The 12,832-nt window shown below is 42.6% G+C and carries 12 protein-coding genes; 4 read left to right on the top strand and 8 right to left on the bottom strand.

Annotated elements, in window-relative coordinates:
- Positions 1-43 precede the first annotated feature (43 nt).
- The 5 genes from AC3E9V_RS15925 to AC3E9V_RS15905 form a co-directional block, all read right to left on the bottom strand.
- Positions 44-598 carry a hypothetical protein gene (locus tag AC3E9V_RS15925; RefSeq protein ID WP_488749127.1) on the bottom strand — a complete coding sequence of 185 codons (555 nt, stop codon included), beginning with the start codon at positions 596-598 and terminating at the stop codon, positions 44-46.
- 12 nt (positions 599-610) lie between these two features.
- The gene (locus AC3E9V_RS15920) at positions 611-1,036 is read right to left on the bottom strand and encodes a DUF1987 domain-containing protein (protein ID WP_488749126.1); all 426 of its coding nucleotides are present in this window, start codon (positions 1,034-1,036) and stop codon (positions 611-613) included.
- A 9-nt stretch (positions 1,037-1,045) separates the two neighbouring features.
- Complete coding sequence (locus AC3E9V_RS15915; RefSeq protein ID WP_488749125.1) at positions 1,046-1,492, bottom strand: hypothetical protein; 447 nt, start codon at positions 1,490-1,492, stop codon at positions 1,046-1,048.
- Positions 1,493-1,496: 4 nt separating this feature from the next.
- The gene (locus tag AC3E9V_RS15910; protein WP_488749124.1) at positions 1,497-1,979 is read right to left on the bottom strand and encodes a hypothetical protein; all 483 of its coding nucleotides are present in this window, start codon (positions 1,977-1,979) and stop codon (positions 1,497-1,499) included.
- A 207-nt stretch (positions 1,980-2,186) separates the two neighbouring features.
- Complete coding sequence (locus tag AC3E9V_RS15905; RefSeq protein ID WP_488749123.1) at positions 2,187-2,840, bottom strand: response regulator transcription factor; 654 nt, start codon at positions 2,838-2,840, stop codon at positions 2,187-2,189.
- Between the two features lie 304 nt (positions 2,841-3,144).
- Here AC3E9V_RS15905 and AC3E9V_RS15900 point away from each other — a divergent pair, with 304 nt between their 5' ends.
- Together AC3E9V_RS15900 and AC3E9V_RS15895 are read left to right on the top strand one after the other, a co-directional pair.
- Entirely contained in the window at positions 3,145-5,640 is a 2,496-nt protein-coding gene (locus AC3E9V_RS15900) for a PIG-L family deacetylase (RefSeq protein ID WP_488749122.1), read from the top strand.
- A gap of 131 nt (positions 5,641-5,771) precedes the next feature.
- Positions 5,772-7,475: a sodium:solute symporter family protein gene (locus AC3E9V_RS15895; RefSeq protein WP_488749121.1), complete on the top strand. Its 1,704-nt coding sequence runs from the start codon at positions 5,772-5,774 to the stop codon at positions 7,473-7,475.
- 185 nt (positions 7,476-7,660) lie between these two features.
- Here AC3E9V_RS15895 and AC3E9V_RS15890 read toward each other — a convergent pair whose 3' ends face one another.
- Positions 7,661-8,524: a DUF2911 domain-containing protein gene (locus AC3E9V_RS15890; RefSeq protein ID WP_488749120.1), complete on the bottom strand. Its 864-nt coding sequence runs from the start codon at positions 8,522-8,524 to the stop codon at positions 7,661-7,663.
- 29 nt (positions 8,525-8,553) lie between these two features.
- Between AC3E9V_RS15890 and AC3E9V_RS15885 the strand changes: the two genes are divergently transcribed.
- A complete protein-coding gene (locus AC3E9V_RS15885) occupies positions 8,554-9,213 on the top strand; it encodes a DNA-3-methyladenine glycosylase (protein ID WP_488749119.1) in 660 nt (219 codons plus the stop codon).
- A gap of 101 nt (positions 9,214-9,314) precedes the next feature.
- Entirely contained in the window at positions 9,315-10,889 is a 1,575-nt protein-coding gene (locus AC3E9V_RS15880; RefSeq protein WP_488749118.1) for an OmpA family protein, read from the top strand.
- On the opposite strand, the gene ggt is transcribed toward AC3E9V_RS15880, so the two are convergent.
- On the bottom strand, positions 10,883-12,574 hold the full coding sequence (gene ggt / locus AC3E9V_RS15875) for a gamma-glutamyltransferase (protein WP_488749117.1): 1,692 nt from the start codon (positions 12,572-12,574) through the stop codon (positions 10,883-10,885). The two genes, AC3E9V_RS15880 and ggt, sit on opposite strands and share 7 nt — an antisense overlap.
- Entirely contained in the window at positions 12,567-12,803 is a 237-nt protein-coding gene (locus AC3E9V_RS15870) for a hypothetical protein (protein WP_488749116.1), read from the bottom strand. Before AC3E9V_RS15870 ends, ggt begins: the two co-directional genes overlap by 8 nt.
- Positions 12,804-12,832: the final 29 nt, after the last annotated feature.

Raw genomic sequence — 12,832 nt, 5'->3', positions numbered from 1 at the left:
CAAGAGGTTAGGTAAAACCCCCATTCGTAATTCTCAGAAAAAGCTAATATGATCTTTTGATTTTGATATTAATATCATGGGGTGCCACTTCATCTCCTCCAAAATAAGGGAAAAGCATGTAGTATGCACCTACAGTACAGCCTTGTTTTTTTTCAATCGCGACTGGTGCCAGGTCATTTAGCTTAAAGATAAAATGCGTCTCAGTTATTTTCAGCGAATAATAACCTGGTTCATTTAGAGGGACAGCGCCGATGGTCTCAACGACCCTTTCCCCATCTATGTAGCAGTAAGCCATTACCTCTAACTGATCATAAAGCCAGCGCCACCCAAAGCGGGCGCTGCTTGTGTGGTGGTGAGTATTACAATCAGAAAACCCAAGCAGTTTATTTACATCCCACTGGTTTTCCTTTGAGCTGGAAGTGTATTGTGCAGATTCATCAAATACCGCTTCGAAGGCCAGGGTTTCCTGCTGCAGCATTTCCACCGGAAATGACATGGTGTGCTTGCCTTCCGGAATGGTAAAAACTTCGTACGGTTCTACCCATTCAGGTTCGCATGCGGCACATAACAGAGCAATAATAAAATGTAGCGGTTTCATCTTAGTAGCGGTTTAAATAGGCATGATATTCATATCCAGGTGGTACAATTCTGAAAAATCAACCCCTGTTTCTATCATCTCATGATTGTGCCAGTCAGCAAACCAGTTTATGGTGATCTTTTTTCCTGAGCGTTGGTGCTTCTTTAATGTTTTAAATACATCAAAAAGAAAACCTGCGGTTTGCTGATTGAAGTCCTTTAGAAAGAAATAGCAAGTCAGCTTATCAGAATTCTTGAGGTGTTCTTTGATAATTGTCTGTACAGGCCTGTAGAAATGAGTGACATTTTGCTCTACAGATATTCCTTTGATCAGAAGCACACCCTGACTACCATTGAATTTTACAAATGGTGTTTGCTTATCAGGTTCGATAATGAACTCCTGTGGAGTTCTTGTGATTTGCTGAACCGGATTATTTGTATAAGTAAAGTGAGTATGCATTTTTTTGATTTAAAATGTGGTTAAAATGATTTTTCCTGATATTGCAGCTTGCCTGCTTCTTATTCCCGCACCTATTCCTATTTTTATGAATGGCGCTATCGAAATCCGTGTTTCCAACTCCGGGATCAACACGATGAATTTTTGATTGACCAACCCTGGTTTTAAGTGTCCCAGGAATGTCATATCATTTCCTTTTTTGATTGGCAAGCTCAGATCGATACCCATAAAAGGATAGTTGCTGGCCCCAGTTTCGAATGACAGATGTTTGGTAGACTGGTACATTAGTCCTATGCCAAAACCTTTTTCTGCCCTGAACCCTACAGTATACCCGCTTTGCAATCCCATTACAGTTTTCTGAGCATGCGACTCTACTTCCAGCTGCTGAGCCTTAGTAACAGGGGATAGGAGCAGTGCTCCAATTGAAAACAGGATAATATGGATGTTTGACCAGATCATTTGATTAGTCGTTTAATGCGATTAGACTACCACCTTTGCCAGTTCCTCCGATGTTGATTTTAATGGAGGCCATATAAGTAGGACGGAAAGCTCTGGTACCAATACCTCCACCAATCGTAAGGATTTTTAATGGCTGGAATCCCGCAAGGATACTTGGAGTAATGACGAAGTTTTCGCCATTTGATACCCCGGTTCTTACGTTGAACTTGATGTGTGTATTGAAATCGTTAAATAATGGATATGCGAAATATGCTCCATAAAACTCGTTTTCACTCTTTAAAGGTCGACCTGCCTCCGGCTCAGCGATTTCCGCTGCTCTTTGGAAAAATCCACCTACTTCTATGTGTTCTTTAAACTGATAACCAAGTGAAGTCCCGAATTTTGGGCTTACGTGCGTTTGCTCAAGGTATGTAGCTACCTGCAGGTTCTGTGCGAATGCGGTAACTCCTAATAATAATAAAGTACAAGTGAGAGTTAATCTTTTCATGGCTAGTTCTTTGAATTTCTTTATCAAAGGTCAGCCATAAATCACCCAAATATGAGAGCGAAATACTTATTTATGAAAATTAGGTAATAGTGCTAAAAATGCACGATTTTACTTGTAGGGTTAATTGCTAAGTGATTATTACAATCAAACTTTGGGCTTTGTAGATTATACACTTAGGTATTTCTCTTAGGTAAATGATAGCAGGACCTATTCGATGTTATGCTCCAGGGCATAAACAACCAGGCCGGCGATATTTTTACAACCGGTCTTCTCCAGCAGATTTCTTTTGTGAGCGTCTACCGTTCGTGGGCTTATGAAGAGTTCATCGGCTATTTCCTGATTGCTATACTCTTTGACAATTAGCTTAAGCACTTCTTTTTCCCGACCTGTCAGAGGAGTTTCCAGGGTCAGTCGCTGGGTTGGTTTCTTTTTCCCTGACATGCTATCCATGATGATTTTTGTGACTTCTCCCGAGTAATAGTTCTCTCCCGATAGGATTGTCTCAATAGCATTGATGATTTCACCCTTATCAGAATTTTTCAGGATATAACCATTTACACCAGCGGACAGCATGTGTTTGATATGCTGATTTTCTCCCATCATGGTCAGTGCCATTACCTTTTGGTCCGGATTCAGTTCTTTGATCTTTTGCGTGAGACTAATTCCATCCATCTCAGGCATACTAATGTCAGTGATTACAATATCAAACTGTTGGTCTTTCAGTAGTTCAAGGGCAGTGTATCCATTATCAGCTTCAGCCAATACTTCATAACTTGTACTGTCCTCAAAATAAAGCTTCAGACCATCCCGAATAATCTTATGATCATCTACAAGTAGAATGGTGTTTTTTCCTTGGGGCATTTGTTTTATCAGTTAATTGTTTAGGCGTTGTGCTCAAATTACTTCATTTTCACTAAAAAACAGAACTCAACTCCAGAAATCATATAAAAAGATTTCATCAAGACCTAACAATTATCCCAACTGATTGTAAAGCAATAATATGGATTCATTTTAATCTATTGAAATTGTAACTGAAAAATATTTTTTAGTTTGCGGGTCTTTGGCAATCAAATGATGACCGTTTGAACCGGTTATTAGCCGATAAACAAGTATGTATAAACTCAGAAGTAATTTCATGCGTAGTGTTAAACAATCAAGCCAAAACATGATCTCCAAAAGACTTGTCTCTCTTGTTTTATGTTCGATTTTTCTTCTGAAAGGCTATAGTCAGCTTTCTCAGACCTATCACTCGGGAGAGATACTGCAACAGTTGGAGCGTCTGAATACTATAGGATCGGCCCTTTACATTGCTGCTCATCCGGATGATGAAAACACCCAGCTGATTGCCTACCTGGCTAATGGAATGCATGTCAGGGCTGGGTATCTGGCAGCAACCCGGGGAGATGGAGGTCAAAATCTAATAGGCCCGGAAATACGAGAGAAGCTGGGTATAATTAGGACACAGGAGCTTTTAGCGGCCAGAAAAATTGATGGCGGGCATCAGTTTTTTTCCAGGGCAAATGACTTTGGGTATTCGAAAGATCCGGAGGAAACGTTTAATGTTTGGGACAAGGAAAAGGTACTTGCAGATTTTGTGTGGACAATCCGGAAATTCAGACCTGACATACTGATCACACGATTTAATACGGAACCAGGCACTACTCACGGGCATCATACGGCTTCAGCGATTCTGGCTAAGGAGGCGTTTGAACTTAGCGGAGATCCGTCTGCTTTTCCTGAGCAACTGAAGTATGTGCAGGTTTGGAAACCCAGCAGGATTGTATGGAATACCAGCCCATGGTTTTTCAGACGTACCGGAAAGGAGTTTAAGGAGGAAGATTATATCAAGGTGAATGTAGGGGCTTACAATACTTACCTTGGGACTTCATACACCGAAATATCTGCCAGGAGTCGCAGTATGCATAAAAGCCAGGGGTTTGGCGCTACTGGTACTCGAGGAGAGAATTATGAGTACTTTGAGCATTGGGGCGGAGTAGAATCCGAAGATCTATTTGGTGGCATTGACCTTACCTGGGGAAGAATAGAGGGTGCGGATCAAGTGGCTTATTTTCTGAATGAAGCTAAACTTAATTTTGACCCTGCAGTTCCTCATGGGATTTTACCGGAGTTATTAAACGCTCGCAAAGAATTACTGGGTATTCGTGATCAGTATTGGAAGGAAGTAAAGCTTGATCAGATAGAAGAAACCATCAGAATGGTCACAGGTACTTACATTGAAGTAACGGCAGATGACTATTTATTTACACGGGGAGATTCTATAAACCTGAATCTGGAGATCATCAATCGTAGCCCTGTGAATATAAAGCTTTCCGGTGTTAGCTATTCACTTTGGGGAGACAGGGCTCTTTATAACCTCGACCTTGAGGAGAACCAGAAAGTAACTTTTAGTTCTGCATTGAAGCTGCCGGAAGAGCTGGAGCCGACGCACCCTTACTGGCTCGGGAAGGCTGGTTCAGAAGGGATGTATACGGTGGAGGATCAACAGCTGAGAGGGTTGCCGGAAAATCCACCATTGATAACCGCACAAGTCACACTTAAGCTTGATGACCAGTTTATGGATTATTTTATACCTGTCATCTATAAAAGGAATGACCCTGTAAAAGGTGAGACATCAAGGCCTGTGGAACTGGCACCTAAAGTGATGATCTCACTGGAAAATAAATCTCTTGTTTTCGGGGATGAGAGTGGAAAGGAAGTAGCTGTAAGGGTAACAGCGGGTGAGGGTAATCTTGCTGGAAGTGCATCATTGGAGTTACCCAATGAGTGGAAGGCAAAACCTCAGTCGCAAGACTTTAAACTGGAAAGTAAAGGAGAAGAGATTAATCTTAGTTTTTCTCTCTTCCCACCATCTGAGGCATCTACAGCAAGTGTAAAGGTGGTGGCGAGAATTGGTGAAGAGTCTTTTAGTAAAGGCATAACTACTATAAGCTACGACCACATTCCAACCCAGACACTCTTTCCGGAGGCTGTTGCTACAGCAGTGAAGCTTGATATAAAAAAGGCAGGTAAGCAGGTGGGCTACATTATGGGCGCAGGTGATGAGGTGCCGTTTTCTTTAGAACAGGTAGGTTTTGAGGTAACACTTCTTGAGAAAGATCAGGTAGAAACTGCTTTTTTACAGCAGTTTGATGCAGTGATTTTAGGGATAAGGGCATTCAATACCATATCATGGCTGGCCTATAAGAATCAGGTGTTATTTGATTATGTAGAGCAGGGAGGAAATCTCATAGTACAATATAATACGAGTCATCGGCTGGTGACAGAGGAGGTAGCTCCATATCCATTGGAGCTGTCCAGAGACCGGGTGACTGTGGAAGAGGCTCCCGTGACCTTTCTTGATGCCAAACACCCGGTACTAAATACTCCTAACAGGATTAATGAAAGTGATTTTGACGGGTGGGTACAAGAGCGAGGGCTTTATTTTCCGGATAAATGGTCAGAAGAGTTTACTCCGGTTTTGAGTGTAAATGACCCTGGTGAGGAGCCAAAGTCGGGAAGTGTACTCGTAGCACAATATGGAAACGGCTATTACGTATACACGGGGCTTTCGTTTTTCAGAGAGCTTCCGGCGGGGGTACCCGGTGCCTATCGATTATTAATTAACATGTTATCATTAGGAAAAAACAATCAACCTAAGTAAATGATGGAAAAAACAGGTCAGGATATGGACACCCCTCCGTTTTTCAAGTCATGGAGGAGCATTTACCTTATTGTGCTTGCTTCTTTGGTCCTGGTAATTGCTTTGTTATATCTTTTTAGTGTGTCCTACTCATGAATTACCTTGATCTGCTGGTTCTGTTTGGGACGCTCCTGATAATTGTCAGCTATGGAGTCTGGCGTACCCGGGGTCAGCATAGTATAGAAGGATATTTCCTGGGAGACAAATCAATGCGCTGGGGAACTATAGGACTGTCTGTAATGGCTACTCAGGCCAGTGCCATTACGTTCATTTCTACTCCGGGCCAGGGCTATGAGAGCGGTATTGGTTTTGTTCAAAATTACTTCGGCTTGCCTATCGCTTTGATTATTGTGAGTGCGGTATTTATCCCGATTTTTTACCGGCTAAAAGTTTATACCGCCTATGAATTTTTGGAGAATCGATTTGATTTGAAAACCAGGATGCTGGGTGCGCTTTTGTTTTTGATTCAAAGAGGCCTGGCAGCAGGGATCACAATCTATGCTCCGGCCATTATTCTCTCATCAATCCTGGAATGGAACCTGACAGCTACCATTTTAGTCACGGGAATACTGGTTATCATCTATACCGTTTCGGGTGGTACACGTGCTGTAAGTGTAACGCAGAAACAGCAGATGGGGGTGATTATGGTTGGGATGTTCATTGCTTTTGGGGTGATAATTTACTACATCACAGACTTTGTGTCTTTTGGCAATGCACTGAATATAGCAGGAAAGCTGGATAAACTAAATGCAGTAGACCTGGACCTGAACTTTGAGAAGCGGTATACCATCTGGTCAGGTCTTGCAGGCGGACTGTTCCTCGCGCTTTCATATTTTGGCACGGATCAGTCACAGGTGCAGCGGTACCTGGGAGGTAAAAATATTACCGAAAGCCGAATGGGGCTGATTTTCAATGCGATGCTCAAGATTCCCATGCAGTTTTTCATCCTGCTTACAGGTGCATTGATCTATGTCTTTTATCTCTTTTATACACCTCCGGTTCATTTTAAGGATGCATCGATACAGTTATTAAACCAATCTGAATATAAAGAGGAGTATCAGCTCCTGGCAAACGAATATCAGTCCCTGGTAGAAGATCGAAAAGAGTTAGCCCTGGCTTATGCTGAAGTAGATAAGAACAGTCCAAAAGCGGAACAACTGAATATTGCATTATCTGCTATTGATCATGAGTCAATAGGGGTAAGAAATAAGGTGAAGGGGTTGATCTTGAAAATGGACCCGGATCTGGAGACCAAAGACTCAGATTATGTGTTTCTTACATTTGTTCTGAACTACCTGCCTCATGGTCTGATCGGGCTACTGATAGCTGTTATTTTTTCTGCCGCCATGTCTTCTACTGCTTCAGAGCTGAATGCACTGGCATCCACTACAGTCATTGATTTTTATAAGCGTATCTTTCATCCTGAACAGGAGACTAACGGTAATCATCTGGTAGCTTCCAAAGTACTTACACTGATATGGGGAGGTATAGCTATTTCTTTCGCCATTCTGGCTAAAAATTCTGAAAACCTCATAGAAGCGGTGAATATTGTAGGTTCCATATTTTATGGAACTATACTGGGAATTTTCTTAGTAGCATTTTTTCTGAAGTTTGTAAAAGGCCATGCGGTTTTCCTGGCGGCGCTTATTGCTCAGGCTACAGTGATCATATTCCACTTTTTGACTATTTCCGGCGTGATCACCCTGGGCTATTTATGGTACAATGCCATAGGTTGTTCCCTGACAATTATCCTTGGAGTTATATTTCAGCTGTTTTTTCCAAAAGGAATGAAATAAACTAATGCCTATCTACTAATTGCTGGGGTTGATCTAATTTTTTTCGGTATTCAAACAGAAAGTGAGCAATTTCATTTTCACAAGCTATTGATTGTTTGAAAGCGCCCATTACCGCCTTTCAAATCACAAAAAAAGGCTGCACACTCGTGCGGCCTTTTTTAATTCTTCAAGAAGTATTGGTCGGGTTATTTTAACTCTGCAATCAGGTCCTCATTCCTTTTCACATAGCCAAAGTCTCCATTTGGATTCTCTTTAGCCAGTTGTAAAGACTTCTTGGCTGTTTCGATGGCATCTTCTTTCTTGCCCATCTTAGCCAGGATCTGAGCTTTTAGGTGCACATTCCAAAACTGCTGGCTGTTTTGGCCTTCAGCCAGATACATATTTACCCAGTCCAGAGCCTGATTCAGGTCTTTATCATAGTTATAATAGAAATTAGCCGCCTGAATGTAGTTTACCGGGTTCACTTTGGTTTTTGTGGCGATCTGCTCCATTATTTCTTCTTCGAAAGATACCTCCATTGGGACCTTGACAGAGACATCACTCCATGCCAGGTGGATATTGGCCTGGGTATTGTCTTCACTCAGATCACTGATACTGAATGTCAGGGCCTCTACCGGACGCTCCAGTTTTGTAGGTTTGACCTGGGTTCTTACTACCTCTTTTTCCTTATCAAATGCATTCATATTTCCTCCTATGCTGGGATCTCCATACAAAATGAACGTCCATTCATCTGCTCCGGGAATGGTTAGAATCAAATATTCACCGGCACCTACTTCTTTACCTGCAATTTTGGCATCCGTGCTTAGCTTCAAAATGGTGCCTGAGTTAGCTCCGGTTCTCCACATCTGACCATAAGGCTGAAGGAATGTGTCTCCTTCTCCGAATATTTTTCTCCCTTTTACTTTTGGCCTGAAGTAATCTATCGTTACATCAGTCAGTCCTACTTTGGTATAAACGGATCCTGCAGGGCTGGCCTGTGGAGTGGTGATTTGGGCGTGGGCTACAATGCCCACAAATAATGCTAGTAGTGTTAATTTTAGGTTTTTCATATTTAATTGGTTGTTTGAAAAAATATAGAATGAATAATAGTGAATACGTAAAACTTCCCAGGTCGTTTTATGTTCGCCCGGATGTAGTAAAGATAGCGCAGGATTTACTTGGTAAATTTCTCTTTACAAAAATAGACGGGCAATTGACTGGTGGAAGGATCGTTGAAACAGAAGCATATAATGGGCGGTCTGATAAAGCCTGTCACGCATTTCTCAAAAGGACCAAACGGACAGAAGTGATGTATAAGGCTGGTGGTGCCGCGTATATTTATCTATGCTACGGTATTCATCACCTCTTTAATATTGTAACCAATGAGGAGGGGTTAGCAGATGCTGTTTTGGTGAGAGGACTGGAACCAGTGGAAGGGGTAAAGCAAATGAAAGAACGGAGAAACAAGGATCAGGTAAAAAAATTAAGCTCTGGTCCTGGTACACTTAGCCAGGCTTTGGGGATCAGAACAGAGTATAATGGAGAAGATCTGGTGGAAAGTGATCGTCTGTGGCTGGCCGAAAAACCATTCGATACGGAACGTAGCCTGGAAATTGAAACTGATGTTAGAATTGGTATAGATTATGCTGAAGAAGATGCACTTTTGCCGTGGCGTTTTTACATAAAAGACAGTCCTTATATCAGTGCGAAAAAAAATCCCGACGGTAACCGCCGGGACACAAATTCATTCATACACTGATTTATACTTTGGATGTCTTAAAATGCCAATCAGTCTTTCAAAGCTAATGGATATAGTAGAAAAATAAAAATTATTAAAAAAAATCTTTGAATATTCATATAATGATTAAATTCATTTTTTTCCAACTTCTATTCTTCTCGGTGTTTGTGATGCATGGTCAGGTTACCTTCTACGGTGAGCCAGAGCCGGTTACCGGGGTAAATTCTCCTGTTGGTGAAAACTATCTGTACTTGAGTCCTGATGGAAAATCTCTTTTTTTTACAAGACAGAATGACCCTGAAAATGCAGGAGGACAAATGGATCGGGGAGATTTGTGGCGAAGTGACTTTGATTCTTCATGGACTGTTCCTGTTCGTCTTCCCATAAACAGTAAAGCCTTTGTAGCGCCTCTGGGGTTTACATTCAATGGTGATTATTTTTTATACAATAAGGTGTGGTTTGATAAAGGGATGTATTACGGGGGAGTATTTGCCTATGATCCGGATCAACCATCGAAAGAGCTTGAAATAGAGGTGTCTTATTTTAAGAACAGATCTCCTCTTCAGACAGGCTACCTTTCTTACAATGGTAAGTACTTGTTGTTGAGTTTGGAGAATTCAGGTGGATATGGTGTAGACGATGTATTCGTGAGCACTTTACAATCCGATGGCTCCTGGTCCTTACCGAAAAATCTCGGCCATACTGTAAATACTACCTTTCAGGAAACCTCACCATTTCTCGCAGCTGATAATAAAACCCTGTTTTTTGCTTCCAATGGAAGAGATGGAGTCGGGAGTTTTGATATCTATATGACGGTTCGTCAGGATGATACCTGGCGAAATTGGTCGGAGCCTGTGAATCTTGGTGATAAGGTCAATTCAATAGGAGCGGAAACCTCCTTTGTTTTCAATCACGGAGCTGATTATGCTTATTTTGTTTCCACCCAGAATAGTGATGGGTATGGAGATATCAAGCGAATAAAGATAACAGAGACGATCCAGGAAGTAGAAATAGAGGAGCCTGTAGCCGATGTAGGACTGGCTGATACGGCAAGTTCAGAATCTGTAAGTAATAACCGACAGGTATCGTTTAAATTCCTGAATGCAAAAACCACTGACAGCATAAAGGCGGTAATTCTGCGAAAAGGAGTGAATGAGACTGGGGCAGTTGTAATAAATCAGCAGTCGGATTCAAGTTTTATTCATTCAGTAGAACTGAAACCCGATGAAGTTGCTGATCTCGAATTTAAGTCCAAAGGTTTTCTCTCTCAGGAGCTTGCCATAGGTTGGGAAGAGCTGGATAGTGGCGTTACCCAGACACGCAGTATAGCACTGGAGCCTTTGGAAAGTGGGAATACCATCACACTGAAAAATGTGCTTTTCTACAGAGGTACAGCTAACTTTATAGAAGGATCTCAGCGGGAACTTGACCTGGTGGTGGAAATGATGAAAGAAAACCCAGATATCAATATTTTTCTGAAAGGGCATACGGATAATGTGGGCAACTCAGTGCTTAATGCACAGCTGTCAAATGAGCGGGTCAAATCGGTTAAGGAATACCTGGTAGAAAAGGGTATTTCCAGGTCCAGAATCTCGGGTAAAGGTTATGGAGGTAGTCAGCCAATAGCTTCAAATAAGACTGAAGAAACCCGAAAGCTGAATAGAAGAGTAGAGTTTGAGATACGAAGGGATCAGTAACCTTCGGCGTAATCATCACCACGCCAGTCAGCCCCTCCTTCCAGTTTGCCATCTTCGCGGATGAGGATGCAGTCCGTACGGCCTATTTTATCCCGGAACTCAATATTGTGGCCCATTTCACGGAGTTCGTTGAGTTGTGGTTCTGTTAATGCACCTTCCTCTACCAGTATCCGGTCTGGTAACCACTGGTGATGGACCTTTTTTGCAGATACTGCTTCCTGCATGGTCATATTATAATCTACCACATTGAGGATGGTTTGAAACACGGACGTAATAATAGTAGCGCCTCCCGGGGTGCCGGCGACCATTTTTAGCTTTCCATCCTTTTCTATGATCACGGGGGTCATGGAGCTAAGCATTCTTTTACCCGGAGCTATGGAATTAGCTTCTGCTCCAATCAAACCAAACATGTTTGGTACGCCGGGTTTTGCGCTAAAGTCATCCATTTCATTATTGAGAAAAAAACCGGCATCTTTTACCATCACCTTTGACCCATAATTACCATTTAGTGTAGTTGTAAGGGAAATGGCATTTCCATATTTATCGACTATCGAGTAGTGGGTAGTCTGGAAAGACTCCTCCAGCATTTTTCCAGCTTCAATTTCCTCCGAAGCGGTCGCTTTATTTTTTTTAATGGTATCGAATCGCGATTTGTTATACTCCCTGCTGATTAGCATATCTGCTGGTACTTCAGTGAAATCGGGATCACCTAGATACTGTGCACGATCAGCAAAGACCCTTCGCTCGAGCTCTGCCATTAAATGAACTGCTTTAATGGAGTTATGGTCGTATCTGCCCAGGTTTAATTGTTCTGCCCCCTGAAGCAGTTGTATCACAGCAATTCCGCCACTGGATGGGGGAGGCATGCCAATAATCTTGTGGCCATTGTATGTCCCAATGATCGGATCCCTCCAGACAGGCTGATAGTTTTCAAGATCTTCTTTGGTTATGAGGCCTCCGCCACGTACCATCTCTTTGAAAATCTGGTCCGCTACGATCCCCTTATAGAACCCGTCCCTGCCTGAGTCTCTGATAAAGGAAAGTGTAGCTGCCAATTTAGGTTGATGGATATAATCATTTACTGACCAACCTCCTTCTTTTAGTACCCAGGGAGCATAAGTATTTGCTTCGGCAAAGTCCTTTTGCTTTTCGTTCAGCGTATTTGCTTCATCTTCTGTGATCTGGTGCCCCTCAAAAGCAATGTCTATTGCCGGCTGTATGAGCCGGTCCCAGGGTAAGGAACCAAATTTTTGATGTAGCTCCCACATGCCGGCTACACTACCAGGTACTCCCACAGCAAGGTGACCCAATGTGCTCATGTTGGCGCTTACATTGCCTTCGCTATCCTGGTACATTTCACGGTAAGCAGCTGATGGTGCTTTTTCTCTGAAGTCTAAAGTAGCTGTGGAACCATCGGTATTGCGAACCACCGCAAATCCACCTCCGCCTATATTTCCGGCTCGGGGGTATACAACTGTAAGTGCAAACTGCACCGCCACTGCCGCATCGGAAGCATTGCCCCCGTCCTTAAGTACGGCCAACCCCACTTCGGTGGCAATCGGATGAGCTGTGACGATCATGGCACTGTCACCAAGCGCTCCTACGTCCTGTTGCCCGATCCGGGAGGAGTTTTTGCAGGAAACTAGCAGGAAAATTGCAAAAGTAATTGATAGGACTCTAGTCATCTTTTGATTTATGCTTGAAGGACCTGGTTTTCTTAAGTGACTTGTACTTCTTGATCTTTACTCGTTTTTTTCTGCGATCCCTTTTACTGTCATAGGGCCGAAAGTGCTTCCTGGACTTTACGATTGGGATTTTATAGTACGTAGCCTTACAGCTGGAAAGTCCGGCCCCAGTCATCAGTACAACCCCGAGCAGGAAATAAATGGTCAGCCGCTTAATCAAGATTACCATCAGGCTGAAAAATAGTCAAAAGTCTCCGG

It is taken from the genome of Marinoscillum sp. HNIBRBA16962 (genome assembly GCF_057801515.1).
Note: the sequence above shows the minus strand (reverse complement) of the source record. Positions and strands in the feature narration are given on the sequence as shown.

What these genes read in the sequence shown, in the direction of transcription:
- AC3E9V_RS15925 (WP_488749127.1), bottom strand. Translation starts at nt 598, where the DNA reads ATGAAACCGCTACATTTTATTATTGCTCTGTTATGTGCCGCATGCGAA.
- AC3E9V_RS15920 (WP_488749126.1), bottom strand. Translation starts at nt 1,036, where the DNA reads ATGCATACTCACTTTACTTATACAAATAATCCGGTTCAGCAAATCACA.
- AC3E9V_RS15915 (WP_488749125.1), bottom strand. Translation starts at nt 1,492, where the DNA reads ATGATCTGGTCAAACATCCATATTATCCTGTTTTCAATTGGAGCACTG.
- AC3E9V_RS15910 (WP_488749124.1), bottom strand. Translation starts at nt 1,979, where the DNA reads ATGAAAAGATTAACTCTCACTTGTACTTTATTATTATTAGGAGTTACC.
- AC3E9V_RS15905 (WP_488749123.1), bottom strand. Translation starts at nt 2,840, where the DNA reads ATGCCCCAAGGAAAAAACACCATTCTACTTGTAGATGATCATAAGATT.
- AC3E9V_RS15900 (WP_488749122.1), top strand. Translation starts at nt 3,145, where the DNA reads ATGATCTCCAAAAGACTTGTCTCTCTTGTTTTATGTTCGATTTTTCTT.
- AC3E9V_RS15895 (WP_488749121.1), top strand. Translation starts at nt 5,772, where the DNA reads ATGAATTACCTTGATCTGCTGGTTCTGTTTGGGACGCTCCTGATAATT.
- AC3E9V_RS15890 (WP_488749120.1), bottom strand. Translation starts at nt 8,524, where the DNA reads ATGAAAAACCTAAAATTAACACTACTAGCATTATTTGTGGGCATTGTA.
- AC3E9V_RS15885 (WP_488749119.1), top strand. Translation starts at nt 8,554, where the DNA reads ATGAATAATAGTGAATACGTAAAACTTCCCAGGTCGTTTTATGTTCGC.
- AC3E9V_RS15880 (WP_488749118.1), top strand. Translation starts at nt 9,315, where the DNA reads ATGATTAAATTCATTTTTTTCCAACTTCTATTCTTCTCGGTGTTTGTG.
- ggt (WP_488749117.1), bottom strand. Translation starts at nt 12,574, where the DNA reads ATGACTAGAGTCCTATCAATTACTTTTGCAATTTTCCTGCTAGTTTCC.
- AC3E9V_RS15870 (WP_488749116.1), bottom strand. Translation starts at nt 12,803, where the DNA reads ATGGTAATCTTGATTAAGCGGCTGACCATTTATTTCCTGCTCGGGGTT.